Annotated in this window: 22 protein-coding genes; 12 read left to right on the top strand and 10 right to left on the bottom strand. The window is 40.9% G+C overall.

Going from position 1 to position 26,402, the window contains the following annotated elements; translation table 11 throughout:
- The first annotated feature begins 271 nt into the window (after positions 1 to 271).
- Positions 272 to 1,146 (top strand): IS630 family transposase gene (locus IM676_RS11645; protein ID WP_200986959.1). Its coding sequence is split into 2 segments (ribosomal slippage): positions 272 to 601 and positions 604 to 1,146, totalling 873 coding nucleotides; the frame shifts between segments, so codons are not numbered across the junction.
- Positions 1,147 to 1,269: 123 nt separating this feature from the next.
- Here IM676_RS11645 and cobT read toward each other — a convergent pair.
- Complete coding sequence (cobT, locus tag IM676_RS11640; RefSeq protein ID WP_200987066.1) at positions 1,270 to 2,400, bottom strand: nicotinate mononucleotide-dependent phosphoribosyltransferase CobT; 1,131 nt, start codon at positions 2,398 to 2,400, stop codon at positions 1,270 to 1,272.
- A gap of 4 nt (positions 2,401 to 2,404) precedes the next feature.
- Positions 2,405 to 3,130: a DUF2232 domain-containing protein gene (locus IM676_RS11635; protein WP_200987065.1), complete on the bottom strand. Its 726-nt coding sequence runs from the start codon at positions 3,128 to 3,130 to the stop codon at positions 2,405 to 2,407.
- 742 nt (positions 3,131 to 3,872) lie between these two features.
- On the opposite strand from IM676_RS11635, the gene IM676_RS11630 reads away from it, so the two are divergent.
- Positions 3,873 to 7,841, top strand: a complete 3,969-nt coding sequence (locus tag IM676_RS11630) for a hypothetical protein (protein WP_200987064.1) — start codon at positions 3,873 to 3,875, stop codon at positions 7,839 to 7,841.
- Between the two features lie 76 nt (positions 7,842 to 7,917).
- On the opposite strand, the gene IM676_RS11625 is transcribed toward IM676_RS11630, so the two are convergent.
- The 6 genes from IM676_RS11625 to IM676_RS11600 form a co-directional block, all read right to left on the bottom strand.
- Positions 7,918 to 8,751: a carbohydrate ABC transporter permease gene (locus IM676_RS11625; protein WP_404799844.1), complete on the bottom strand. Its 834-nt coding sequence runs from the start codon at positions 8,749 to 8,751 to the stop codon at positions 7,918 to 7,920.
- Between the two features lie 57 nt (positions 8,752 to 8,808).
- The gene (locus tag IM676_RS11620; RefSeq protein ID WP_225880339.1) at positions 8,809 to 9,357 is read right to left on the bottom strand and encodes a 5-formyltetrahydrofolate cyclo-ligase; all 549 of its coding nucleotides are present in this window, start codon (positions 9,355 to 9,357) and stop codon (positions 8,809 to 8,811) included.
- 29 nt (positions 9,358 to 9,386) lie between these two features.
- Entirely contained in the window at positions 9,387 to 10,331 is a 945-nt protein-coding gene (locus tag IM676_RS11615; protein ID WP_200987063.1) for a GDP-L-fucose synthase family protein, read from the bottom strand.
- 27 nt (positions 10,332 to 10,358) lie between these two features.
- On the bottom strand, positions 10,359 to 11,438 hold the full coding sequence (gmd, locus tag IM676_RS11610) for a GDP-mannose 4,6-dehydratase (RefSeq protein ID WP_200987062.1): 1,080 nt from the start codon (positions 11,436 to 11,438) through the stop codon (positions 10,359 to 10,361).
- A 470-nt stretch (positions 11,439 to 11,908) separates the two neighbouring features.
- The gene (locus tag IM676_RS11605) at positions 11,909 to 12,691 is read right to left on the bottom strand and encodes a sugar transferase (RefSeq protein ID WP_200987061.1); all 783 of its coding nucleotides are present in this window, start codon (positions 12,689 to 12,691) and stop codon (positions 11,909 to 11,911) included.
- A gap of 140 nt (positions 12,692 to 12,831) precedes the next feature.
- Complete coding sequence (locus tag IM676_RS11600; protein ID WP_200987060.1) at positions 12,832 to 13,971, bottom strand: glycosyltransferase; 1,140 nt, start codon at positions 13,969 to 13,971, stop codon at positions 12,832 to 12,834.
- A 170-nt stretch (positions 13,972 to 14,141) separates the two neighbouring features.
- Between IM676_RS11600 and IM676_RS11595 the strand changes: the two genes are divergently transcribed.
- Both IM676_RS11595 and rfbB read left to right on the top strand, forming a co-directional pair.
- Positions 14,142 to 15,080 carry an NAD-dependent epimerase/dehydratase family protein gene (locus IM676_RS11595; protein ID WP_200987059.1) on the top strand — a complete coding sequence of 313 codons (939 nt, stop codon included), beginning with the start codon at positions 14,142 to 14,144 and terminating at the stop codon, positions 15,078 to 15,080.
- Positions 15,081 to 15,282: 202 nt separating this feature from the next.
- A complete protein-coding gene (rfbB, locus tag IM676_RS11590) occupies positions 15,283 to 16,353 on the top strand; it encodes a dTDP-glucose 4,6-dehydratase (RefSeq protein ID WP_200987058.1) in 1,071 nt (356 codons plus the stop codon).
- A gap of 101 nt (positions 16,354 to 16,454) precedes the next feature.
- On the opposite strand, the gene pgsA is transcribed toward rfbB, so the two are convergent.
- A complete protein-coding gene (gene pgsA, locus IM676_RS11585; RefSeq protein WP_200987057.1) occupies positions 16,455 to 16,973 on the bottom strand; it encodes a CDP-diacylglycerol--glycerol-3-phosphate 3-phosphatidyltransferase in 519 nt (172 codons plus the stop codon).
- Between the two features lie 71 nt (positions 16,974 to 17,044).
- Here pgsA and IM676_RS11580 point away from each other — a divergent pair, with 71 nt between their 5' ends.
- The 8 genes from IM676_RS11580 (at position 17,045) to panD (ending at position 25,667) form a co-directional block, all read left to right on the top strand.
- A complete protein-coding gene (locus tag IM676_RS11580) occupies positions 17,045 to 18,454 on the top strand; it encodes an aspartate ammonia-lyase (protein WP_200987056.1) in 1,410 nt (469 codons plus the stop codon).
- Between the two features lie 84 nt (positions 18,455 to 18,538).
- Complete coding sequence (locus tag IM676_RS11575) at positions 18,539 to 19,510, top strand: DUF362 domain-containing protein (RefSeq protein ID WP_200987055.1); 972 nt, start codon at positions 18,539 to 18,541, stop codon at positions 19,508 to 19,510.
- Between the two features lie 767 nt (positions 19,511 to 20,277).
- Positions 20,278 to 21,069, top strand: a complete 792-nt coding sequence (locus tag IM676_RS20145; RefSeq protein WP_318780247.1) for a GUN4 domain-containing protein — start codon at positions 20,278 to 20,280, stop codon at positions 21,067 to 21,069.
- A 572-nt stretch (positions 21,070 to 21,641) separates the two neighbouring features.
- On the top strand, positions 21,642 to 21,782 hold the full coding sequence (locus tag IM676_RS11565; RefSeq protein WP_200987054.1) for a hypothetical protein: 141 nt from the start codon (positions 21,642 to 21,644) through the stop codon (positions 21,780 to 21,782).
- A gap of 211 nt (positions 21,783 to 21,993) precedes the next feature.
- Complete coding sequence (locus IM676_RS11560) at positions 21,994 to 23,580, top strand: Hsp70 family protein (RefSeq protein WP_200987053.1); 1,587 nt, start codon at positions 21,994 to 21,996, stop codon at positions 23,578 to 23,580.
- A 300-nt stretch (positions 23,581 to 23,880) separates the two neighbouring features.
- Positions 23,881 to 24,066, top strand: a complete 186-nt coding sequence (locus IM676_RS11555; RefSeq protein WP_200987052.1) for a hypothetical protein — start codon at positions 23,881 to 23,883, stop codon at positions 24,064 to 24,066.
- A 588-nt stretch (positions 24,067 to 24,654) separates the two neighbouring features.
- Positions 24,655 to 25,167 (top strand): inorganic diphosphatase, encoded by a 513-nt coding sequence (locus IM676_RS11550; protein ID WP_200987051.1) that lies wholly within the window; start codon positions 24,655 to 24,657, stop codon positions 25,165 to 25,167.
- Between the two features lie 134 nt (positions 25,168 to 25,301).
- The gene (panD, locus tag IM676_RS11545) at positions 25,302 to 25,667 is read left to right on the top strand and encodes an aspartate 1-decarboxylase (protein WP_200987050.1); all 366 of its coding nucleotides are present in this window, start codon (positions 25,302 to 25,304) and stop codon (positions 25,665 to 25,667) included.
- An 80-nt stretch (positions 25,668 to 25,747) separates the two neighbouring features.
- Here the strand turns inward: panD and hemJ are convergent, their stop codons facing one another.
- Positions 25,748 to 26,332: a protoporphyrinogen oxidase HemJ gene (gene hemJ / locus IM676_RS11540; protein ID WP_200987049.1), complete on the bottom strand. Its 585-nt coding sequence runs from the start codon at positions 26,330 to 26,332 to the stop codon at positions 25,748 to 25,750.
- Between the last annotated feature and the right edge of the window lie 70 nt (positions 26,333 to 26,402).

The following is a 26,402-nucleotide window of genomic DNA, read 5'->3' as shown; positions in this document are numbered from 1 at the left end:
AAAAGAATCAAGAGAGGTTTATTTAGGTCTAAGTCTGGGAAAATATATTCAGCAGACTTGAATGGTTCCCTAAATATATTAAGAAAGGTAGCTGGGGACTCTATCTTTGATGGAAACTCAGTAGAGAGGCTTGTAGTTAGCCCAGTCAGGTTTAGACCTTACCAAGCTAAAAATATTTGACTATATTTTTAGTATAGCAACCGCCAAGGTAATTTAAGCATAAACTATAAGTAGTCCCTTTTCATGTGAAGCGATCGCTTGCTACAGGTATATGCCCAAGCCGTACAGTTACGACCTTCGTCAAAAAGTAATCCAAGCGATTGAACTCGATGGCTTGAAGAAAACTCAAGCCAGTCAAATGTTTAATATTAGTCGCAACACCATCACCCTATGGTTGAAGCGAAAAACCGAAACGGGGGACTTCCAAGCCTTGCCTAATCAGCGTCCTGGGAATGGTCACAAAATTACCGATTGGGAAAAATTTCGTGAGTTTGCTTCCGTACATGGCGATAAAACCCAAGTAGAGATGGCCTCACTTTGGCCTGAAGAAATTAGCGATCGCACAATCTCAAGAGCTTTGAAAAAAATTGGTTTTACGCGAAAAAAAAGACTTATGGCTACCGTGAGCGCGATGAGGTCAAACGACAGGCTTTCGTAACGCAGTTGTCTGAGTTACCTGTGGAGAAGATTGTATACCTCGATGAGTCAGGAATGGACAACCGAGACCAGTATGATTACGGTTGGAACTCAAAAGGACAGCGCTTCCATGCACTTAAATCAGGTCGTCGTGAAGGTCGGGTGAACATAATTGCCGCGCTGTGTAACCATAAGCTGATAGCTCCTTTCACTGTTGAGGGTGCGTGTAATCGAATAGTATTTGAGACTTGGCTTGAAGCTTGTTTGCTTCCCACACTCAAACCAGGACAGGTTGTGGTGATGGATAATGCCACATTTCATAAAGGTGGGCGCATTCAACAACTGATTCAGTACGCAGGGTGTGAAGTGCTGTACCTACCACCTTATTCTCCAGACCTGAATCAGATTGAAAAATGTTGGTCTTGGTTAAAAAGTCGAATCCGCAAAAAACTTGAGCGGTTTGATTCTTTACGAGATGCCATTGAGGATGTCTTGCTTTTTGCGTCCTAACCTCCTTGGCGGTTGCTATAACTATTCATGACAAGAACCATATCACTGAGGATCCGTATGAGGTGAAAGTCTCACGTACGGTTTTGTAAACGAGTCGGTCGGGTGACTGACCGGCTTAGTTCATTAGCAATTAGAGATATAGCGATCTAGTTGAGCTTCAATGGCAGTTAAAAGTTGATTTTGCTGCCAATCTTGCTTGAGGTGAGCAGCAATACAAGCACCTCCAGCGCCTATCCCTTCTTTGACAAAGCCCTGCTCATAAGCTTGAAGTTGGGGATAACGAGAGTTAGCAAAACTTAACTGAGTAGCAAGTAGAGGAGGGATATTTTGACCTAAGCTCATGGCTAAGTCAACGGTTTTACCAGTTGGATCTTCTGCTACCCAACGGGTTGTACCTACCACTACTTCTGCTGGTTGCCAAGACAAGCCATAGGCATCAGCGATCGCATTTATTAAGGCATAAACTGCCAGCATCTGTGTGCCACCTGCCAGTAAAACCCCACAATGGCGACTAGCAGCGATAGTCATTCCAGCGACCACCACCTGCATGGGATCACCCACTGCGGCTACAAGTTGTAAAGGATCTATAACATCACGGGGGGGAGAGGATTGTTTTTCCCTTAGGAGCCTCATCCTTTCCAGCCCGGCTTGTACTACTGCGGACTTTTGTCTATGATTACAAACAGGGTGGCTACTGTTGACTTTTTCCCTAGCATCTATACCCAAACCAGTTAAAATTGCTAGGGCTGTTGTAGTACCTCCGACAACGCACTCACCTAAAATGACATACCCTTGTTTAACATTAGTAGCCAGGCGTTCTCCCCAGAGTTGACCCTGCTTGAGCAAGTGGCGTACCGTTGTGATGTTCATAGCAGCACCTTTACTTAAACAGTTAGCCGGGTAGCCCCCCAGATCAATAACTGGTACTGCTGGAGGCTGGGGTAAACCCGCATTAAACAAATAAATTGGAATATTGAGCGCCTCAACCACAGCACGAGAAATTATTACCGGTGAAGCTCCCGCAGTCAGTGGTGGTAGGGGATAGAGAGGTTTTCGTTCTGGTCCAGAATATAAAAATTCGGCATCAGCACAAGCTGTATACTTTCGTGCTTCTGGAGTACTACCTGCGGCGGAAATACCCGGAATTAGGCCAGTGTCAGTAAAACCTAAAACACAGGCAAACAGGGGTAAACAATCCCTATACTTAGCAATCCATTTTTGACCCTGTTGGATTTGGGTATAAATACGAATCAATTACTCAACCTTCATAATCCATAAGAACCTGTACCCATTGTGGCGGACGGGGAATGGGATTTCCAATAGCGCCCAATAATAGCCATGCTGCCAGGTGTACCATAAACAGGTAAATAAAATTATTGAAGACAATTAAAGCCACTGCTCCCACTTGGACTACAAACAAACTAGGGCTAGCTAATAATTGTAGCCTTAAAAATACCCACTCTATCAGTTCTGTTACCTGGTTAATCACATAAACCCACAGGTCATCACCCGATAAGATAGACAGCAACCACAACCGAAAAAACACCCCTAATGTACCCAAGAGCGTACCCAAGGTAATAGACACAATCCAGGGAACACGACGATACCATGTTGAGCCTAAAAGCACACCCATAAAGGCAAAGGGCATAACAAATAATAGACTACGAACAGGCCCCATGAGAACTGATAGCAGCAAACTAGAAGTAACAGCAGCCATCCAAGCAGCTCTTTTGCCCCAACGCAGGTAAACTAGACTGATGGGTACAGGAAAGAAGATCCGTAATACCGGACCCAAAGGAAAGTAGAAATTAATCAACCAAATCAAGCTAGCAGCACTGGCTAAAAATGCTGTTTCCACCATTCTTAAAGGGGCGTCAACTTTGAGTCTAGGTCGCCGCAAATGTTCTTGTTCCAATTGTTTGTTAATGGACTCTGCAAATTCCGGGGATGGGTTTTCATCTGGGAGAGAATTTGAAATGCTCATGGTGAAAAAAAAGTTTGAACGACTTTGATCTGAGTCTTCCGGGATAGTCAATACTGCGTCTCAAGATGCTAGTTACTCAGTCCATGAGCAGAAAAATATCATGTGCTGACAATTCTTGTTTATTAGTATGGGAAGGAAACAAGGAATAGATACTATAGCCTATTTAAAAATCGGATAGGAATCCTTTAGGTCATAATTACGGTAATTACCTAACTGGCATAATACCCAGCCCTAGCTCGTGGTGAGGAGTATATTCCTCTCTACTTAGGTAACTACAGCAAAGACTACAAACAAAAAATGAGAATTTTGTGTAACACTTGCCTAAACCCTAAATTACTTAAATACTCTGCAAAAAGTCTCTTATTAGCTGACAGAAGCATTCTTTGGCAGTCAAATTCATGGCAGATTTTATAACTGTAAAATATGAGCAAACAATGTCAATGATACTCAAGATAGTAAATTTTTGCCAATTTCATATTCTAGCTGTTCACACAGAGAAAAAATCAATTAGAAATGCCCCTTTTTAGTTCAGTGATTATTTAGGTGTATTAATTGCTCTAGTACGTGCCCAGCTTGAGGATTTCTGTAACATTGCTTATAGTGTGAGAAAAACAAGCACATTATATGAAAATAAATTCTTTTTTTAGACTAGTATATTTTAGTAGGTTTTGTCAAACTGTTACCACCTGGTGAAATGTGGTAATTCTCATGTAAATCATAATTCTAGCCAAGGTAATTGAAAGTGACTTCCCGCGCAGATGAAATCCAGAAATTAATTGCAGATATTGACAACTTAATCAACAGCCGTAAACAGCCGGAATTAACGCTTCTAGCTGGTCAAGGGTCGGACACGAGGGAGGTTTTAGAAAAACTGCGTACCTTCCTTGTCCAGGAAAAAGAAAATGAGACTGTAAATAGTCATGCTCAAAACCAGTTGACCGTGTCCGTGGAAAAGTCAGGTTTGTCAGAGAAATCTCTCACTCAGGCTAATGAGTATCAATCTCCTTCCTCCCCTCAGGGTAGCCAAAGGACAGAGCAAAACCAAGGTGACCAGGAACAAGCTAATTTATCATTAAAGCAATTACAAAGTGAATTATCAACATTAATACAGCCATTACAAGCGGAATTAGCTGCAATGATGCAAGAACGGAAAATTCTTGCACAAGAAATTAGACAGCTAGAGCAAAGGAAACTGCACAACTACTCTTTAAGCCAGCAGTATGCTCACCAGGAGCAGATGATTTCCGAATTTTTGCAGTTACTTATGAGCCGTATTGTCTCTAATTTAATACCACAGATAGTAGACAATTTTGCCAAAGACTCCACTAGTCCTAGTAGAATTAATGAGACTACATCAGCATTCTCTGGGAGTCAACCTTTATTACAAACATCAGAACAGGCGCAACGGTTAACACATCTGACCAAGGAACTAGACCAACGTCTATTATCCCTGGATGGCACTGTAAATTTCGTCTTTGAGGCGCTACAACGAAATATCAATACTTATCACCAATCTTTAAATCAAGGGTTGGCGAGAATGCACAGTACAGGTGTGCAGGGTGAGCAGTTGATGACCAACTTTGTGAAAAACTTAACGCAGCAGTTGCAGCAACAAGCCGCGACGACTCTGTTATCTGTCCCGGAGTTGGAAAAACAAGAACCCCTATCTCCACCACCAACATTATTAACCCAGGTAAATAATGTTGTCCCAGCAGTAGAACCAGAGGATGTCAGCGACGACACAAGTCAGTCGTGGGAATTTATGGCGCCAGGAGCTTCATCTGTAGTGACACTGAATAACCAAGAAGAAGACGTGGTAGTTACAGATCATGGTGATGCAGTGCCTTTAGAGCTTGGTGCAGATGATGATCTATCACTTAGTAAAGTTGTGGATAGCTTGGAATCACGAGGTGATCAAGTCGATGAACTTTACACTAGTTTATGGGGTAATGATAATTTAACTATCTCGAGGGGTGATGTAGAAGATTTACAACCGTCGAATTTTGCAGAAACTATACCTGTATCACCAAGTAATCCCTTAGAAGCAGAGGACAGTTCGGGAAAGGATATTGTAGAGACTACTGCTGAATCTCCTATTGCAGGAGTGCAAAAGTTATTAGATTCTTTGTTACCAGAAGCAGATGCAGAATCAGAGTTATGGACACAACTGTATTGTGAGGAAGATAGCAACCCAGAAAAACCTGCTGATTTATCTGACTTGTCGCCAACAGCACAGGGGTTAACTGATACTGTTTCGATACAGCCAAGCAGTGCTGATACAATTAGACCAGTGAGTGAATTATGTACTGATTTAGATGGTCAAGAAGATGAGTTAGAAATTTCTTCTCGGTTGGAAACAGCAGGGGTTGATGATAGTCAGCAGTCTTCACTGGTACTTGATGAGCAGGATCTGGAAAATTTAGACAGGGATATTTCCCAAGGGCCTACAGAGTTACCCATGGTTACGCCACGCCAGCTATCACCAGGGGAAAACCAGTCTGTTAATCAGGCTGATATGAGTCTGAGTCAAGGGCTGACCCAAGAATTGGATCAGGATTTAGCCGACCTGAGTGAAATGCTAGAGCCGGATTTTAACTTGAGTCTACTGTTGGCAGATTTGGAAGATACTATAAACCAGCCCCCAGAAAATTTTGAAACTGCAACTGAGGCTGACTCTGATGTGGATATATTCCAGATTAATCGCATCTGTTGGCCACAAACCGAAGCTGAGTTAGATTTTAGCCCCACTACAGAAAAACAAGAGCAAGTGACTGGTGAGCACAGAGCCTCATTAAGAGGTAGTTCTAACTTTGTCAAGAATCAAGATGTGGCGCTAAATATCCAGGAATCAGTTTGGTATCTGGGTATTGATCTGGGTACTACTGGAATTTCTGCGGCTTTGTTGAATCGTTCCACTGCTGTGGTTTATCCTATCTGCTGGTCAGCAGATAAGCAACCGGGGCTGAGTTCTTTTCAAGAATCGTTTCGTTTACCAGCAGAGGTGTATCTACCCACAGCTTCTGTACCTCTAGCGGAAACAGAAAGTTCAGAGAATAGGGACACTACACAGGAAGAGAAGCATAATTTTTATTCAGTACAGTTGAAGCCATATTTGCAGGTAGCTATCCCATATCAGAATCAACAACAAACATGGGAACCTATATTGCAGTTCAACAAGTTCTCTGCGGGTCCTTTAATTTGGGTTGTGCGATCGCTCTCTAAGTTACTGTTAACTTTAAAATCTGATCGTGATAGTACCACTCAAGGTTTAACCGCTAGTGCTGTGGGTTTAAATCAAGAAACATTCCATGAGATTATTCATAACATTACTGGTGTGATTTGCACCTGTCCATCTAGCTGCTCAGAAACATATCGCTTTAATGTGCGCGAAGCTGTACTTGCTAGCAAACTAGTTCCACATCCACAGCAGGTGTTTTTTGTGGAGGAAGCCATCGCTAGTCTATTAAGTAGACTTGATGGCGCTAATGGTGAAACAGTGCAAATTAGCGATTACCCGGGATTAAATCCAGCCAGACCTGATAATGATTCTGTGGTTGGTTACACCTTGGTGATTAATATTGGCGCAACTACAACGGAAATGGCCCTAGTTAATTTACCAGATACCCTACAGCAATTAGTACACAGTGATTTCATGCTCCATAGTTTTGCTTACGCTAGTAATGCCATTGAGCAAGATATTATCTGTCAGTTGCTGCTTCCCCCCACATATCGACAAAGACGCGACAATCAGGAGGGAGAGGGTACAACAATAGCCAACAACTTTTGGCAATGGCAACCTACCTTTTCTGGTAAAGTAAGTTTTACTGGCAGTTTAGGACTAGCAGAATTAGATTTACCACAAGTAGGGGAACCGGATATTAAGGCTCGGATTCGTCTCCAGCAGAAGTTACAAAGTTCTTTGTTAGGACAGGCGGTACTAGATGCAGCCTTGGCTTTAAAGCTAATTTTACAACAGCAGGATTCTTTTTGTCTGGAATTAGCAGATCAACGGTGGTTATTACGGCGCAGCGACTTAGAAAACCATGTCTTGATTCCCTTTGTGAGACGTTTAAACCAAGAATTGAACAAGTTTTTAGCAGTTAGCGGTATACCTGCGACCGCAATTAATCAGGCTATTTTAACTGGGGGGATGGCTTCTTTAGGAATTGTGAATACTTGGCTACAGGAAACACTGCCCCAAAGTAAGATCATTCAAGATTTATATCTGGGTAAAAACGGCACTCCTAATTGTAGTCGGGTAGCCTATGGTTTAGCCATGTTACCTTTGCATCCTCATGTTTTAGAACCATCCCGACAATTATACAGTGACTATTTCTTGTTGATGAAGTTACTGGAATATTGTTCTGAGAGAACTTTATCTTTTGAGGAGATTCTCCAGCTATTTGAGGGTGATGGTATTAATACGAGTATTTGTCAGGAACGCTTATTAGCTTTCCTCGAAGGTGAGTTACCTCCCGGTTTAATACCTGCAACTCCAGATTCTGCTTGGCTGAGTGAAAGTGCTGAACATAATTCTCTCTACCAGTCTATTGCGGCAGCACCACTGTTTAAAAAACGCGGAAATATCACTTATCGTGTGAATTTGCCACAGTGGCAAGTTTTACAACCCTATCTGGATGCTATCAAAGCCAGTAATCAGCAAACAATGGAGGAGCCTTACCAGGTGAACTTCGGTTTAAAAGTGATATGAACCTGGGTGTACCAGTTAGTAATGGTAGCTTTGACTGGCTATAAAATCAGACAATTTTTAGGACTGCGGTGGTGTTTCAACCTTTAACACCAGTATTAGTTTCTGTTGGTACGATGTAGCGCTGTAAAAATAAAAATAATAGCAATATGGGGGCAACGGATATGATGGAACCAGCAGCTACTAAGCGCCAATCTAAAGAAAATGTCCCGGCTAATTTGGCGACTCCCAAGGGAAGGGTATATAGGCTTTCATCTTGAATCACTATTAAGGGCCAAAGAAAGTCACTCCAAGAGCCGATAAATACAAAAATAGACAGGGTAACTAATGCTGGGCGAATTGCTGGTAACATTATATGCCACCATAAGCCTAGTTCAGAACTACCATCCATGCGGGCAGATTCTTCTAGTTCTTTGGGGACACCCATAAAGGCTTGTCGCAGTAAAAAAATGCCAAAAGCTGAGGCTAAACTGGGAAAAATGATTCCTAAGTAAGTGTTTCTTAAACCCAGTTGCACTGTCAATATATATAGGGGAATCATGACGATTTGAAACGGGATCATGATTGTAGAGACGATGGCCAGAAAAATTGAGTTTCTCCCCACAAATGATAGTCTGGCTAAGGGGTAAGCCGCTAGGGAACAAAACAGTAGATTTAATGCTACTGTAAGCACTGCTACTAAGGTGCTATTATAGATATATTGTGCAAAAGGTAGCGATCGCCACACAGTCAAGAAGTTATTGAGTGTGGGTTGACTGGGTAATAACTGGGGCGGGGACTGTAAAATATTTTCTGTGGGAGACTTTAAGGCTGTACTGATGAGCCAGAGTAAGGGAAAAAGAGTTATCAGTGCGATCGCTGCTAATAACCCGTAGATTAAAATCAGTTTTAGTCGTGAGTTGGGGATGTTCAAAATCGTCAATTGAGATCGTAAATAGAGGCTATTCTTATATTAGGGGGAGGAATTGGTTTAACTGCAACGGTTTTCACTAATCACAGCTTGTAATGGTTTATCCCAAACGTCTACAGGTAACTGAGGTAAATAGGCAAAATCAAAGACAATACCAATGGTAGACTTACTTGCCCATCCTGGAGAACTGAGTAAACGATCATAATAACCCCCACCATAACCTAAGCGATATCCTTGATAGTCGCAAGCCACACTAGGAACAAGTATCAAATCAACGGCTTCAGGGTGAACAATTGGCGCCTGGGGATGGGGTTCAGTAATCCCATAGGCGCCAATTTGAACAGTATCGAGGGGTGTGTAAAAATGCCAGGTGAGAGACTTACCAATACACCGGGGAAATCCCCAACGATACTGAGAATCGGCAAATAATGGACTGAGGTCAGGTTCTTGACGAACACTGAAATAAGCCAGTATTGTTTTAGCTTGAGTAAATAGAGTGCAATTTTGTAGTTGTCTACAGATGCGATCGCTTTTTTCTCTCCATTCTTCCACAGACATGGACTGGCGTTTTTCAAGTAAAACACGGCGTAACTCAGCTTTATCTAACAAAACTCAAACAACCCACCTCAGCACATTAGTTATACAGCATTTTGCCGATACCACTCAATGGTATTTTGTAGCCCTTGTCTAAAGCTGACCTGAGCAGTAAAGTTAAAAGCCCCCTGAGCGCGTTCAGTATCCAAACAGCGCCGGGGTTGACCATTAGGTTTATCTGTTTCCCAAACTATTTCACCATCAAACTCCATCAATTCACAGATGAGAGTAATTAAATCGTAGATAGAGATTTCTGCACCCGTTCCCAAATTAACCGGCTCAGAGTCATTATAAAACTGAGTACCCATAACAATACCCCGCGCCGCATCTTCTGAATAGAGAAACTCACGGGTAGGGCTACCATCACCCCAAACCGGGAGTTGTTTTTCCCCCTTGATTTGGGCTTCATGGACTTTGCGTATTAAAGCCGGAATCACGTGGGAACTACTGGGGTCAAAGTTATCTTCAGGTCCATATAAATTGACTGGTAACAAGTAAATCCCATTAAAACCGTACTGCTGGCGGTAAGATTGCAATTGCACTAACAGTGCTTTCTTAGCAATTCCATAGGGGGCGTTAGTTTCTTCTGGGTAGCCATTCCATAGGTCATCTTCTTTGAATGGCACTGGTGTAAATTTGGGATAAGCGCAAATAGTACCAACACAAACAAATTTTTTCACCCCAGCTGCATAGGCACAGTGAATCAGCTGAGTTCCCATGATTAAGTTGTCGTAAAATAACTCCGCGGGTTTTTCGCGATTGAGACCGATACCACCCACATGAGCGGCTAAATGGATGACAATATCTTGCTGGTCAACTACACGTTGGCAATTTTCCAGCCGACGTAAATCATGGTCACGCGATCGAGGTATGCTAATCTTAGTAATGTCAGCCCCTGCTTGACACAACTGATTAACTACTTGACGACCCAGGAACCCCGCCCCACCAGTTACGAGAATCCGTTGATTTTTAAGTTCTAAGGCAGTCATAATTTTATACTATTGCTTGCGGATAAATTAGAAGTGGAGAGCGCCCAGTTCTTGACGAATAGTAGCAATTTCATCAGCAATATTCGCACCTTTACCATTTGGTGAGGTCAAACCCAATGCTTGTAAATCTGCTTCCACCATCAGAGCGACTAGCTCCGTAAAAGTTACCGATGGTTCCCAACCCAGCTTTTGTTTGGCCTTGGTAGGGTCACCAATTAACAAATCTACTTCTGCCGGACGGAGATAGCGTTGGTCAAACTCGACATAATCTTCCCAGTTGAGGTTCACATAACTAAAAGCCTCATGCAAAAATTGCCGTACAGAGTAAGTTTCACCAGTAGCAATTACGTAATCATCCGGCTGCTCATGTTGTAACATCAACCACATTGCCCGCACGTAATCCTTGGCATAGCCCCAATCTCGTTTGGAGTCGAGATTACCCATATAAATCTTTTTCTGTTTACCTGCGACAATTTTAGCAACCGCTCTGGTAATTTTGCGTGTCACAAAGGTTTCGCCCCGGCGGGGTGATTCATGGTTAAAAAGTATGCCATTACAAGCAAACAAGTTATAAGACTCGCGGTAATTTACCGTTTGCCAATGGGCGTAAACTTTAGCACATGCATAGGGACTGCGGGGATAAAAGGGGGTGGTTTCGCTTTGGGGTACTGCTTGCACTAAACCAAACATTTCAGAGGAACCAGCTTGATAGAAACGCACCTCAATTCCTGTACGTTGCTGGTAATCCCGGATGGCTTCTAATAATCGCAGTGTTCCCATTCCTACCGTATCAACAGTATATTCCGGTGAGTCAAAGCTGACTCTGACATGGGATTGAGCGCCCAAGTTATAAATTTCTATCGGTTGGACTTGTTCTATAATCCGGCGTAGGGTTGTACCATCGGTTAAGTCGCCGTAGTGGAGAAACAACCGTGCGCCTGGGTTATGTGGATCTTCGTAAATATGATCAATGCGGTCTGTATTAAAGGTAGAAGTCCGGCGAATAATACCATGGACTTCATAACCTTGCTCAAGCAAAAACTCACTCAGATATGAACCATCTTGACCAGTAATACCAGTAATTAAAGCCCGTTTGGTTTGTGTCATGCTCTTTTATCCCTATTGAAATGGTTACACGCTTGAGATCATCCAGTTCCGGCTAGATCATCTCAGGGTAAAACTATTGGTCTTAAACTTCTGTCTAAGGCCAGATCTGCATGGGCTGCGCCACGCTACTTGATCAGTGCTAATATGTGAGTGATTTCACAACTCACCCCGAATTAGTTTAACTCAAAAGTCACCTAATTATTTTGTTTACATTAATTCTGCTCGGCAAAGAATTAGTATCACTTTAATCAATGGGATATCTTACATCATCTCACCCGGACTAACCTATGGTGTACATACTAGTTATCTAATTAAGGGAAAATACTGAAAAAACCTCACACAGAGAAATGATAATTTAAGTTATTCTACTCAGAATCTCAGTGAGGTTTTGATTGTTTTTCAGGAGAAACTAGCCGAATAATTTGCCCATACCTTGGGAATGGTTCTATGGCTGACGCCACGCTACACTATTAGTATGCCCCTTTATTTTTAGGTAGAATCACCACATCAATTGTTTTAAATATTATCCATAAATCCAGCCAAAAATTTCTAAATTTGACATAATGTAGGTCTATTTGGACTCTTCGCGGGTAAGGAATGTCATTACGCCCAGAAACTTGCCACAATCCAGTAATTCCTGGGCGAATTGTGAGAATATGATCAATGTGACAACCATATTTAGCCAGTTCTGAGCTGACTAACGGACGAGGTCCGACAACACTCATGTCTCCCTTGAGAACATTCCAAAACTGGGGAAATTCGTCTAAGCTGGTAATTCGTAAAAATTGACCAATTTTGGTGATTCGGGGGTCTTTTTTCAGCTTAAAATTGCTCTCGAATTCTTCTCGCAGTTCCGGGGATGTTGTCATCATTTGCATGAGTATTTCGTCTGCATTGCTGACCATTGTCCGAAATTTAATACAATTGAAGGTCTTGTAGTTTTTGCCTACCCGTTTCTGGATATAAAAAATTGGCCCTTCCGAGCTAAGAGCAATCAGCAGGGACAAAATTAAATAAAGTGGGAAGAGCAAAATCAAGACCAACAATGAAAACACTATATCAAACAATCTTTTAGCAAACTCTCCGTTTAAACCCTGTAAAGATAAACCTTGGGGTTTGAGTTTAGGCGTCTTGGTTTTTTGGGCCCGGCTGATCAAAGTACGCATAGACGCACTAGTGCTTTGCTGTTGGGCTTTACCATTTCTGAAGCCTAGATATCGCTTACCGGAGAGGAGTGAGCTCTGGCCAGTCATCGTACTCCTTAATAATCCACACCACACATAGTCTTAATCTTAAAGCTAAAATGAGACATTTCTGGGCATAAAGTGCCAATAAGCACTGCAAAACCAGAAATTAACTTTGGCTGTTCACTTATGGCTGAGGCCACGCTACCCTATTGGGATGTTTTTTCTTGGTGACATTCCTCTATAAATTTAAGATAGCGCTGGGCAAAAACTGGTGATGAAAATTGGGCAGCGTGCGATCGCATATACTCAAGATTGAATGAAGTTTGATAAATTTCAAATTTTTCTAGTGCCTCCATTAAAGCTGCTGTGGTTTGTGTGCTGAAAAATATGCCCGTTGCTGTATCGGGACAAACACGCAAATCGCGCACCGTTTCTAAAGCACCTCCAGCACCGTAAGCAATGACTGGAGTACCACAAGCTTGTGCTTCTACTAAGGCAATGCCAAAATCTTCACAAGCTGCATACACAAATGCCTTAGCTCTAGCCATATATTTTTTTACCACATCATCGGGTTGCCATCCAAGTATTTGGATGTTGTCATTAGCTAGGTTACCAATTTTTGGCATTTCAGGTCCTGCACCAATAATCACTAATGGGAGTTTTAATTGATTAAAAGCTTTGACGATTAAGGATACCTGCTTGTAACTGACTAACCGGGAAACTGTGAGATAAAAATCTTCTTTTTGAGTTACCAATGGGAATTTATCAATATTTACTGGTGGATAAATGACCGTTGCTGGGCGCCGATAGCAGCGCCAAATGCGACGAGCGGTATGGTGGGAATTGGCGATAAAGTAATCTACGCGATTGGCACTCAAGACATCCCACTGGCGTAAACTATGTAGTAAATATCGAGTTACCCATCCTAGTAAACCTTTTCCTAAGTTGCTGTAGCGCAGATAATCAAATGTCAAATCCCAAGCGTAGCGCATGGGAGTATGACAGTAACAGATATGCAACTGATCGGGAGTTGTGAGAACTCCTTTCGCCACGGCGTGGGATGAGGAAAGAATAACATCATAATCCCGTAAATCCAGTTGTTCAATTGCTAAGGGTAAGAAAGGTAAGTATTTTTGCACACCATTTTGAGCATAAGGCCAGTGTTGGAGAAAAGTTGTGCCAATGTCCCGTTTGTATAAATAACTGTGAGGATTGGTTGACTCAAAATCAATCAGGGCATATAAATCAGCATTAATATGTTTGAGAATTTCCTGGACTACTATTTCTGAACCACCGGTGGCTTTAGGTGTGAGCCACTCATGAACTAAAGCGTATTTTAAGGACACGGCTAACTACTAGGGGTAAAAGGGAGAGAAGAATAGTTGTCAGGTTTAGGTAATGGTTTTTTATTCATAGGTTCCATAGGGATGCTGCAACCTGATAACCTCAAGTTGGGGGCTAGGTGATAGGAACTTGAGGCTCTTGACAACAAGTATTTTTTTAAAGGTGGGATTTTATGCGAATTTTAATCATGGGTGGTACTAGGTTCATTGGAGTTTATCTGACTCAACTGTTGGTAGAGCAAGGACACGAGGTGGTACTGTTTAATCGTGGAAATCGTCCTTTACCTTCTTTACCGGGAGTAGGACAAATTATAGGCGATCGCACTGACGCCAACCAACTCAAAGAAAAATTATCATCACAAGAATTTGATGTCATTTTTGATAATAACGGTCGGGAACTTACGGATACTCAACCTTTAGCAGAAATCTATCAAGGACGGGTACAGCACTTTGTATATATGAGTTCTGCGGGGGTATATCTCAAATCTGACCAGTTACCTCATATAGAAGGGGATGCAGTAGATCCGAAAAGTCGCCACCGGGGTAAGCATGAAACAGAAGCTTACCTAAGTCAACAAAATTTACCTTTTACTGCGATTCGCCCAACTTATATTTACGGACCGGGTAACTATAATCCTTTAGAAAGCTGGTTTTTTGACAGAATTGTACGCGATCGCCCCCTTCCCATTCCTGGTAATGGGTTGCATATTACCCAGTTAGGTCATGTCAAAGATTTAGCTCAGTCCATGTCACAGGTCATCGGTAATCAACAAGCCATAGGACAAATTTATAATATTTCCGGCGATCGCTTCGTCACCTTTGATGGTTTAGCCCGTGCTTGTGCTGTAGCAGCGGGTAAATCACCTGATGCCATTAAAATAGTACATTATGACCCGAAACAATTCGATTTTGGCAAGCGCAAAGCTTTTCCCATGCGAGTACAGCATTTCTTTGCATCAGTGAATAAAGCTATGAGAGAATTAGCTTGGCAACCTGAATATGATTTAATTTCTGGGTTAGCTGATTCTCTAGAACAGGATTATCTCAAAACTAGACAAGATCAAGCTGAAATTGATTTCTCCCTAGATGAGGAAATTTTACAGGCTGTCTAGATATTTTCTGGGACTATAGCAATCCTATTTCAATTTTCCCGCCTATGGCAAACCCTGCACACAGGCTCTAATCGCCAATTAGTCAGGAAAGAAGCAAGTTTACAAATGATTTAGGAGTGCTATAGTTGACTTAATAGTTAAGATACTTTTTCGCTACCAACACCACGAAGAAACCATAAATGAATTAAGTATGTGAGAAGATATGCAAACTGTATTAGTGACAGGTGGGGCGGGTTTTATTGGTGCTAATTTCGTGTTAGAAGCCAGGAGATTAGGATGGGCTAACATCATTAATTTGGATAAATTAACCTATGCGAGTAATTTAGGAAGTTTAGCAGAAATACAAGATGATCCAGATTATTTTTTTGTGTGCGGAGATATTAGTAACTGTGAGTTAGTTAGTTTTTTATTAGAGAAATATCAACCACAAGCAATTATTAATTTTGCGGCTGAAACTCATGTTGACCGTTCTATTTTAAGCCCTGAATCTTTTATTCAAACCAATGTAGTCGGTACATTTCAGCTATTAGAAACCAGTCGGATATATTGGCAAAAATTGTCACCAATAAGACAGCAGCAGTTTCGCTTCTTGCACATATCTACAGATGAGGTCTACGGCTCATTAAGTCCCCAAGAAGCAGCTTTTAAAGAGGATACCCCCTACGCACCTAATAGTCCTTATGCAGCATCGAAAGCAGCATCTGACCATTTTGTCAGGGCTTATTATCATACCTATGGATTACCAACTTTAACCACAAATTGCTCTAATAATTATGGTCCTCATCAGTTTCCTGAAAAGCTGATTCCTTTGACTATCCTCAATGGAATGGAAGGTCAACCATTACCTATATATGGGGATGGTCAAAATATTCGAGATTGGCTTTATGTCATCGATCATTGTCAAGCCATTAAACTGGTTCTAGAACAGGGTAAAATTGGCGAAACTTATAATGTTGGTGGAATGAACGAACAAACAAACTTACAAGTTGTGGCAAAAATTTGTGCGATATTAGATGAATTAGCGCCTAAATCTGATTTGTGCCATTCTGATTTAATTACTTTTGTCAAAGACCGTCCGGGACATGACCGGAGATATGCAATTAATTGTAGTAAAATTATTGATGAATTGGGTTGGCAACCTCAAGAGAACTTTGACAGTGGTTTATTGAAAACTGTCAAATGGTATCTGAATAACACCGATTGGATTAATCAGGTTCGCTCAGGAGAATATCAATCCTGGATAAAACAAAACTATGAAAAGAGGACAGCCTAACTAAGAATCATATCAAATCTAAAACCACCAGACAAGACAACCAACCATGTTTTTTCTGATAAAATTTAGAGCCTTTCACATATCACTAATGGGATGCTATCTTACAAACTGTTTTGATTCCTAGATGGAATCAGGTAAATGACCCCAGATATTAAAGTCAAAACTACAGAAACCCAAAAAGCAATCAAAGAAGGAGTTTTCCAAGCTGTTGATAAAGGTGCAATTAACAGTGATATAGCAATTATTTGACTTACGGTTTTAAGTTTACCCCAAATATTCGCCCCTGTGATTGTAGTTTGATTGACCCGCCAACCTGCGATCGCCAATTCCCGTGCTAAAATCACAAACACCCCCCAAGCGGGAATAGTTTGTAATTCCACTAAGACTAACAACGGCGCAAGTACGAGTAATTTATCTACTAAAGGATCGAGAAATTTACCTAAATCAGTAATTTGGTTGAGCTTCCGAGCCAAATACCCATCCAACCAATCAGTTAACGCTGCGACTAAGAATATGCTCAAACATACCCATCTAGCTTGGGGTGTAGGATTATATAAGCCGTAAAGTAAAAATGGTATTCCCAAAAGTCGAGAAAAGGTAATTAAGTTGGGTAAGTTCATATAGTACCAAATTAGGTTTTTAGTGTATTTACATGGCATGATCTGTATTTTGACATGATCCACAGAATACTATGACTGAAAATAAAGATTTTCGCATTGAACGCGATTCCATGGGCGATCGCCAAATTGACAGTAGTGTTTATTACGGTATCCAAACACTCCGAGCAGTAGAAAACTTCGATATTAGCGGCATTAAACCGTTAGATACTTACGTAGATGCTTGTTTAATTATCAAAAAAGCTACCGCTATCGTCAATGGAGAATTGGGTTGTATTCCGTCAGATATCAGTCAAGCAATTGTCCAAGCTGCTGATGAAATACTGAATGGGAAGTTACGAGATCAGTTTGTAGTAGATGTTTATCAAGCTGGTGCGGGGACTTCTCACCACATGAACGTCAATGAAGTTTTAGCAAATCGAGCTTTAGAAATTATCGGGGAAGAAAAGGGCAATTATCAGCGGGTTAGTCCCAATGACCATGTAAACTATGGACAGTCTACCAATGATGTGATTCCTACAGCAATTCGGATTGGGGGACTATTAGCCCTTACTCACACATTACACCCAGCTTTGTCAAAAGCGATCGCCGCCTTAGAAACTAAAGCTGTAGAATTTCAAGATATCGTCAAATCAGGGAGAACCCACCTACAAGATGCTGTACCTGTGCGTTTGGGTGATAATTTCCGCGCTTGGGCGCAGATATTATCAGATCACCAGAACCGCATTTATATAGCTTCTGGGGATTTAATGGTATTGGGGTTGGGTGGTAGTGCTGCTGGTACTGGTATGAATACTCATCCCCAGTATCGCACCCGTGTGGTAGAAGTGATTGCCCAATTGATGGAATCACCATTGGAACCAGCACCCCATTTAATGGCCGCAATGCAGAGTATGGCACCTTTTGTGAATGTTTCCGGTGCTTTACGCAATTTAGCCCAGGATTTAGTCAAAATCTCCCACGATTTGCGGTTAATGGACTCAGGTCCCAAAACTGGTTTTAAAGAAATTCAATTACCCCCAGTACAACCAGGTTCCTCAATTATGCCGGGTAAATATAACCCAGTGATGGCAGAGATGACATCTATGGTATGTTTTCAGGTAATGGGTTACGATCATGCGATCGCCTTAGCCGCTCAAGCAGGACAATTAGAATTAAATGTGATGATGCCCCTGATCGCCTATAATCTGATTCACAGTATTGAAATTCTCGGTAATACCATCGCCGCCCTCACCCAGCGTTGCATTGAGGGAATTACTGCCAACAAGGAACGTTGTTTAGCTTATGCTGAAGGTAGTTTAGCATTAGTCACCGCCTTAAATACCCACATTGGTTATTTAAATGCGGCTGCTGTAGCCAAAGAATCTTTACAAACCGGTAAATCTCTCAGGCAAATTGTTTTAGAACGAGGGTTAATGACTGAAGCTGAATTAGCACAAGTGTTAGATTTGGAACAAATGAGCGCCATTGTACCTCTAAGATAAAATACACCTCCCATCAATATTTCCCCTCTTCTTAGCGAGGGGAGGGGTATATAATTGTACGTATATCAATCCTATATATTATCCATGCACACTCAAAAACCATCTGTTAGTCTAATTCGGGCTACTTCCTATGAACAAGAGGCTTTACGGGCATCTTTAGCTACCCTGCTGCAACCTTTGGGGGGGATGTCTGGCTTTGTGAAACCAGGGGATAGAGTGTTACTCAAACCGAATCTCCTCACAGGAGCCCGTCCCCATAAAGAGTGTACAACCCGCCGGGAACTGGTTTATGAAGTTGCGCAGATGGTCATAGACGCTGGTGGTCAGCCCTTTTTAGGGGACAGTCCGGCTTTTGGAAGCGCTAAAGGAGTAGCACAAGCTAATGGCTATCTCCCGCTTTTAGAAGAACTGAATATTCCTATTATTGAGTTTCACGGTAAGCGTTACCAAACTGTCAGTGAAGATTTTAATCATCTGCGGCTATGCAAAGAGGCTATGGAAGCAGATGTAGTCATTAACTTACCCAAAGTCAAATCACATATGCAGTTGACTTTAACTATGGGGGTAAAAAATCTGTTTGGTTGTGTTCCTGGTAAAATGAAAGCTTGGTGGCACATGGAAGCGGGGAAAGATGCTCAACGATTTGGTGAAATGCTAGTGGAGACTGCCAGGGCAATTAATCCCAACCTTACGATTTTAGATGGTATCATTGGTCATCAAGGTAATGGACCTAGTGGGGGAGAACCCCGTGATTTGGGTATTTTAGCAGCAGCATCAGATGTATTTGCTTTAGATCGGTCAATGGTGGAAATTCTTAAGGTACTACCAGAACAAGTACCTACGGTTGCAGCTTCTCAAAGGTTGGGCGTTTGTCCTGAACTGACCGAAATTGATTTTCCCCATTTACACCCAGATTTACTGTCAATAGCAGATTGGCAACTCCCAGATAAGTTAATGCCAATTGATTTTGCTATGCCTCGTGTGATTCAATCTACGTTTAAACATTTTTACATTAAGTTCCTTAAGGAACCGATGAGTATTTATGGTAGAGGTTAGATTCTTAAATCTCGTGGTATGTGTGTGTAGTGTGAAAACTTGAACTTTAATTTTAAATTGCAGGGGCGATCGCTAGCTCTTGGTTGAAAGATTGTCAGAATAAATAGCCCATCCTACACCATCTTCCCCCAACAGACCACGCCCTGCCTATTTCTAATTTTGTAGTAAAAATTACTGTTACAAATGTTTTTTAGTGAAACTATATAGTTTTTAAGTAAAATAGGCTTTTTGGCGTAATGTGAGAGTAATTAAGATTTATTCAGGTATTTCTCATAATAGCTGACTCATACTATAATTAGGACATGGGGTTAATGCCGTTGATTGGTAGAGGGTAAAATTGATATCCTCTTGTGGGTAGAAATGTCGGCGGTTTTCGGTAATCCTGCTGCCATAATCACACCCATCTAAAGGGAAAAAATTGCTCAAATACCATCCCAGGATGCCGGCGTTCCTCAGCAGTGGGAGTCATATAAACTTAATAGAGATGTACTTTGCTGTGAATTTACTCATATGCGCCACCTCCTTGTGTGTGGGGTGTTTGACTGGTCTTGATTGTATAGCGAACTTTTGGAATTCGCTAATACCACAGTTAACTATTAGTCAGACCTATACATTCATATATTTAGTGGCAAAAAATGTTTGCTCATAGTCAAAACTGTCAGACTGGATAAGTTCCTCACTATGCATAAGTTTTTGATATCCGACCCACCGTCTCACTAAGTCAACTCTTTTGGACACAGCAACACATCAAGGCTAGATATAGAGCAATGACAAATAATCAGCAACAACCCGGTGAATACGATGCTGTCCTTGGTGGAGAACTTCCAGCGCCAGAGTTTGCAGCAGTTTTAGGTGGTATGGAAGGGGTAATATTCCGCTTTAGTAATCCTAATCCCCAGGTGAGAATCCTGGGAATTGCACAAGCTTTTAATTATGGGGAACAGGGTTTAGATTTCTTAATTCAGGCTTTAAATGATGAGTCACCAAAGGTACAATATGCAGCTTATTCTTTGTTGCAGTCTCGCACAGAAGCAAAGGCTAAAGAAGCCTTAAAAATATTTGAGGACGCAACAGAGTTGTACTCAGTGGTAGGGGTAGACTATAGTCCCCTGCGTGACTTGCTGGTTAGGAAGAGGTGGAAAGCAGCTGATGAGGAAACAAAGCGGGTGATGTTAGCTGTTGCGGAACGGGAAGAGGAAGGTTGGTTAAATATTCAAAGTATTGACAACTTTCCCTGTGCAGACCTTGGTACAATTGACCAGTTGTGGTTAAAATACAGCGATGGTTTATTTGGGTTTTCTGTGCAAAAGCAGATTTATGAAGGTTTGGGGGGAACTAAAGAGTGGGATTATGAAGTCTGGAAAACTTTCGGGGACAAGGTAGGATGGAGAAATAGTAATCACTGTTTACAATGCAATGAGATTAATTGTGATATTAGAAAACAATCGGTACAAATGCCTAATTTTCTAGCTCTGTGGTGTTGTGTGGAGTCTTGTTTTGTAGGTGGTCGAGATTTGTTTATCTCTCTGATATCTAAACTTTCCCACTGTAGCATATGAGAGTGAAACAGAAATGTTAAGTTTTATTCGGAGTCAGCTATGGCGAAAATTACCGCCATGGCTTTAATTCTGATTATAGCCTACCAATCTGGTCTTTAATGATCTCAGTTATAGGTTGTCGTTTTTGTTTGGTAATTCTTCTGAGATTTTCTAGTCTGGCGGAATCAACGCCCATATCAAAGATTGCAGAGATGATTATTTAATTCCATAACTAGCAGTTCCTCAACAACCGAATTTAACTGGACTAAGAAAAGAGCAGATCATCAACAGCTGTTAAGGATTATAACCGCCAGAATTAGGGAAGTTTTAGCACATGGAACCGCTAAACGACAAGTAAAGTAATCAGACATTGATGGAGTTTTACAAACCAAGAAACAAGCACTTCACCACACAGGAGTATGAGAATTTTGACCGCCCATGAATCATTAAAACAGATTGGGGTATGATGAAAGTTTAAAGAGTGAGGGCGAAAAGGTCAAGATACCTTAACCTAAAAAAGGGTAAGGTATTAAATTCTTATGAAAATGATCAAAAAATAAACTGTTGCTTTGATTAACAGTATTAGGGATGATATGCTAGAAAGGAAATTAGTATATATTCGTTTTATTGGTTATCAAGAAGGTGATAGGATTCTCTATCAAGCTAAAATTACTCCCACTCTTCCAGGTGGATATAATCAATCTTACAATATTTCATCTTGTGCGGTGGTGTGACTAACTTAAAAGGGCACCAACTACATATGAATTTATACTTAATATCAGACAGAATAGCGTATTTTAATAAATGTGCTGGTAGATAATTTGTATTAAAATAGCAGTTTTTGGGGTTAAATTATACCATTATTAGGAACAAACATGAAAAATTTCATGTCCTCATGGTTTTATTGATTGACCTAGAAACCCAATTTATTGTTTATCTGTAATTATGACAACTGTTGCAATTGATTTCGGGACAAGTAATACTGTGATCAGTATTTTAGAGACTGATACTCAATTACCTAAAAGTTTACGTTTTCCTGATCTATCACGTTTATTTGTTGGTGTTTTTGATCAAGCTCAAAGATCAGAAATTCCAGTTATTCCGAGTCTAATTTTTATTAAATCACATAAAGAGGTGATCTTAGGTGAAGGTGTCCGTAGTCAAAGATTAGGACTTTCTCAAAGTTCGCCTCCTGAGCGTTTATTTAAAAAATTTAAACGTGATTTAGCTGGAGATTATCAATCACCACCCCGCCAAATTGATGGTATTAATTATGATGCTACTGCTATCTCAGAGTTATTTATCAAGACTGTTTGGACAGAAATTAAAAAACAAAATATTCAACCGGAGCATTTGGTGTTTACTGTTCCTGTTGGTGCTTTTGAACGTTATTTAGATTGGTTTCGAGACTTAGGAGCCAAATTAAATGTTCCTCAAGTTTCAATTATAGATGAATCTACTGCTGCTGCTTTAGGATATGCTCTCAAACATCCTGATGCGTTGATATTAGTCATAGACTTTGGTGGAGGAACTCTAGATATAAGTTTAGTCAGAACAGTTGGAAATTCTCATCCCAATGGTAATTTACGCGCTGAGGTTTTAGCTAAGTCTGAAGCTTATGTAGGTGGAGAAGATATTGATGTTTGGATAGTGGAAGATTATTTACGTTCTCAAAATTTAACAGCAGAACAATTAGGGAAAATTGCCTATCAAAATTTGTTAGAAATTGCCGAGAAGTTAAAAATCCAATTATCAAATAATCAATCTGTAACTGAAAGCTGGTTCGATGATGAATCTTTTATGTCTTATGAGTTGAACATCACTCGTGAAAAGTTAGAGGAAATTTTAGAAAATAGACAATTTCTACAACAGTTGCGGGATGCTTTAGATGATGTATTAGGAATGGCTCTGAGAAAAGGTATTAATAAAAATGATATCGAGCAAGTTTTGTTGGTAGGAGGAAGTTCTTTAATTCCTGCTGTTCAACAACTAATTAAATCTTATTTTGGTAAGAATAAGGTCAAGCTTAATAAGCCTTTTGATGCGGTGTGTCATGGTGCTTTAGCGGTGAGGGAATTTACAGAAATTAATGATTTTTTGCGTCATAGTTACGCTATTCGTTTATGGGATTCTCACAGTAGAACATATACTTATCATCGCTTATTTACACAAGGAACAAAATATCCTTGTGAGTCTGAAGCATGGTTAAATTTACAAGTTGCAAATAATGGACAAACAGAGGTGCATTTAGATATTGGTGAATTAGGGGATATGACGCAAACAGAAATCGCTTTTGATGCATCAGGAAGAATGACAAGCAGCATTCTCCAACACCAAGAAACTTACCGTTCTTTAGATAGTCAGCATCAAAAGGTTTGTGTGGCTAAACTTAATCCTCCCGGAGAACCAGGTTTTGATCGGATATCTGTATTCTTTTACGTAGATTCTCATCGGACTTTATTAGCTAGTGTGAAGGACTTACTAACGGGAGAGATGTTGGTTGATAGGGCAGAAGTTTATAAGTTGAGGTAATGTCATGATCATTAGTATTAACAGGCTGATCCATTTCATTTGATTGATCACTTATGGGCTTAAACTATTCTTAACATAAAAGTAAAGATTATACTCAGCTGCGGTACTAAAGTCAGGAATACAACACTTGTGTGTAAAATTGTATCAAAAATACCAGCAAAGAAATTAGTAATATGAAAGTTGCCAAACTGTCAAAATTTTTGCGTGCTACATAATTGACCATAAAAAAATAGTTAGAATAGCATCAACACTCTCTTTTAGAGGGTCAACCTACCAAAAAAGTGACGAATTTCAATTTGTATGAATGCAACTAGCCAGTCTGCCAGCCCTACCGATACATATTCCCATCGTTTGGCAGACATTGTGGGAACTGCGATCGCTCTAGTGACTCTAACACTACCTGTGTTTGTCATTGCCCACTATTCGACTGATGCTTCAAATAACCAACAACCCCCAACCTATACACTACCAAGAAGTGGAAATTAAAAAACACTTATGACAAAGGGATCACAGCCAGTTAGCTCGAGAAAGGAGAAAACAGATTGTGAGCTAAGATTTTGAATGTATACATAGAGCAGCCTGAGGGAGTCGGCGACGGCGGGAATCGCTCTGTCTTGAGGATGTACATAGATAATTTGACATCCTTTCTCCGACCGGGGCGTTTCCTGGAGGTGTGAGAGGATAACGGGTAACAAAGTTTTGCGGTAAGATGAATTGTACCGCAGAGACTTTGGTAGGATACTAAGAGGGGCAATTGATCAATTGCCCCTCTTAAAACTGGCTAGTTGTGACAATCAAGCAAAATTACTGGGTTAAGTCAGAAGACAGAACATTGCAGTACTGTGAGACACAAAGGAATTCAAGCTTGTGGGTGCGACATGAAATACCAAGTCTTGTACCAAAAAGCGGGTTTCTGTGTAGGCGCAGCCTTCCCGCAGGGTAGCAAGAATCTCCCATCCTGAGATTGGTGGGGGAGTGTGAACTGCATAGCATCAGTTGTGGTTACTTGACAAATGTGTACAAGCAGCCCAACTCAATGCTAATTTAATTTACCGTTATCAGAGGAGTTTTTTTGTGGACTTATCCCGTATCCCTGCTCAACCAAAACCGGGTATACTCAATGTTTTAATTGAAATCCCCGGTGGGAGTAAAAATAAATACGAGTTTGACAAAGATTTACAAGCCTTTGCCCTGGACAGAGTGCTTTATTCTTCCGTACGATATCCTTATGACTACGGTTTTGTACCTAACACCTTAGCTGATGACGGCGACCCTCTCGATGGTATGGTGATTATGGATGAACCGACCTTTCCAGGCTGTATTATTGCCGCACGACCAATTGGGATGTTAGAAATGATTGACGGCGGCGATCGCGATGAAAAAATTCTTTGTGTTCCTGACAAAGATCCGCGCTACGCTCATGTAAAATCTATCAAAGACATAGCACCACACCGATTAGAAGAAATTGCTGAATTTTTCCGCAGTTATAAAAATTTGGAAAAGAAGGTTACAGAAATCCTCGGTTGGCAAGATGTTGACAAAGTGGCGCCCTTAGTAGAGAAATTTATTAGGGCTGCTCAAGCATAATATCAAAGCTAACAGTTATGAGTTATGAGTTTTGATTTTTAACTCCTAACTCTAACTGTCCATGACCTTTGTCGAGACACAAACAGCTGTGGCGGCTTGTGATTGGCAAAAAATGCTCTAAAAATCTGAAAAAAATGCAGCGTACTCTCCTTTTGGCAAAAATTCATAACTGTACCCTCACAGGATCAAATATCAACTATGTGGGTAGTATCAGCATCGACCAAGTATTGTTGGACAAAGCTGGGATTTTACCCTATGAGCAAGTGCAAGTAGTGAATAATGCTAATGGTGAGCGTTTTATCACTTATACAATACCAGCTCCTGCTAATTCCGGGGTGATTGAACTCAATGGCGCAGCAGCACGTCTAGGAATTACAGGCGATCGCGTGATTATTATGGCTTATGGACAGTTTACCCTAGAGGAGTTACAAAATTACGCTCCTAAGGTAGTCCTGGTGGACGAGAACAACCGACCATTAGAAGTGCGACAGTATGTCTAGTTCTTGTTGGCCTCTCCCCGCCATAAATGGACGGGGATTCTAAAAAGCTCTCCCGCGCAGCAATCAGGAGAGCTTTAAAGTTAGTTTTGTTCTTGAGGAACTTGTCCTATTTGTCCCATCAGCTTTTCTTTATCCCGGCGGCGTTTTTTGGCGTAAAGCTGAATTGTCACCGCCATCAAAATTATCAACCCAAAAACCCCCCAAACTGTAATATCTGTGGGTAGATTATTTTTAAACACAGCTAATAAGACAATCACCAGTAACATCACTGTTGGTGCTTCATTTAAAGCCCGCAGCTGCTGACCACTCCAGCGACATTCATCGGCGGCTAACTGTTTCATCAGACGACTACAGTAATAATGATAAGCAACTAGAAGAGAAACAAATAGTAGTTTAATGTGCAACCAACCCTGTTTTAAAACTTCGGGTTCAGTGCTTAATAAACCTATAGCCATTGCTACAGTTACCAACATTCCCGGAGTTGTAATGATATTGTAGAGCCGTTTTTCCATAATCTGATACTGATTTTTCAGTATGGTTTTTGCTGGTTCTGGTTCTTGGTTGGCTTCTACATGATAAATAAATAGACGTACTAGATAGAACAAACCCGCAAACCAAACTACAATGCCAATCAGATGAAATGCTTTAAACCATAAATAAGCCATGAAATCAAATCTCCATGAATTTTATTGTTAATAAAAATTTGATAAATCCAGTTTTAAATAATATAGGACT

Source organism: Anabaenopsis elenkinii CCIBt3563 (assembly GCF_015245355.1).
Lineage (GTDB): Bacteria > Cyanobacteriota > Cyanobacteriia > Cyanobacteriales > Nostocaceae > Anabaenopsis > Anabaenopsis elenkinii.
This window is presented reverse-complemented; position numbering and strand designations above follow the sequence as displayed.

Coding starts and splice junctions, on each gene's coding strand:
- rfbB (WP_200987058.1), top strand. CDS start 15,283: ATGCAAACTGTATTAGTGACAGGTGGGGCGGGTTTTATTGGTGCTAAT.
- IM676_RS11565 (WP_200987054.1), top strand. CDS start 21,642: ATGCTAGAAAGGAAATTAGTATATATTCGTTTTATTGGTTATCAAGAA.
- IM676_RS20145 (WP_318780247.1), top strand. CDS start 20,278: ATGACAAATAATCAGCAACAACCCGGTGAATACGATGCTGTCCTTGGT.
- panD (WP_200987050.1), top strand. CDS start 25,302: ATGCAGCGTACTCTCCTTTTGGCAAAAATTCATAACTGTACCCTCACA.
- IM676_RS11560 (WP_200987053.1), top strand. CDS start 21,994: ATGACAACTGTTGCAATTGATTTCGGGACAAGTAATACTGTGATCAGT.
- pgsA (WP_200987057.1), bottom strand. CDS start 16,973: ATGAACTTACCCAACTTAATTACCTTTTCTCGACTTTTGGGAATACCA.
- gmd (WP_200987062.1), bottom strand. CDS start 11,438: ATGACACAAACCAAACGGGCTTTAATTACTGGTATTACTGGTCAAGAT.
- IM676_RS11575 (WP_200987055.1), top strand. CDS start 18,539: ATGCACACTCAAAAACCATCTGTTAGTCTAATTCGGGCTACTTCCTAT.
- hemJ (WP_200987049.1), bottom strand. CDS start 26,332: ATGGCTTATTTATGGTTTAAAGCATTTCATCTGATTGGCATTGTAGTT.
- IM676_RS11605 (WP_200987061.1), bottom strand. CDS start 12,691: ATGACTGGCCAGAGCTCACTCCTCTCCGGTAAGCGATATCTAGGCTTC.
- IM676_RS11615 (WP_200987063.1), bottom strand. CDS start 10,331: ATGACTGCCTTAGAACTTAAAAATCAACGGATTCTCGTAACTGGTGGG.
- IM676_RS11635 (WP_200987065.1), bottom strand. CDS start 3,130: ATGAGCATTTCAAATTCTCTCCCAGATGAAAACCCATCCCCGGAATTT.
- IM676_RS11580 (WP_200987056.1), top strand. CDS start 17,045: ATGACTGAAAATAAAGATTTTCGCATTGAACGCGATTCCATGGGCGAT.
- IM676_RS11595 (WP_200987059.1), top strand. CDS start 14,142: ATGCGAATTTTAATCATGGGTGGTACTAGGTTCATTGGAGTTTATCTG.
- IM676_RS11555 (WP_200987052.1), top strand. CDS start 23,881: ATGAATGCAACTAGCCAGTCTGCCAGCCCTACCGATACATATTCCCAT.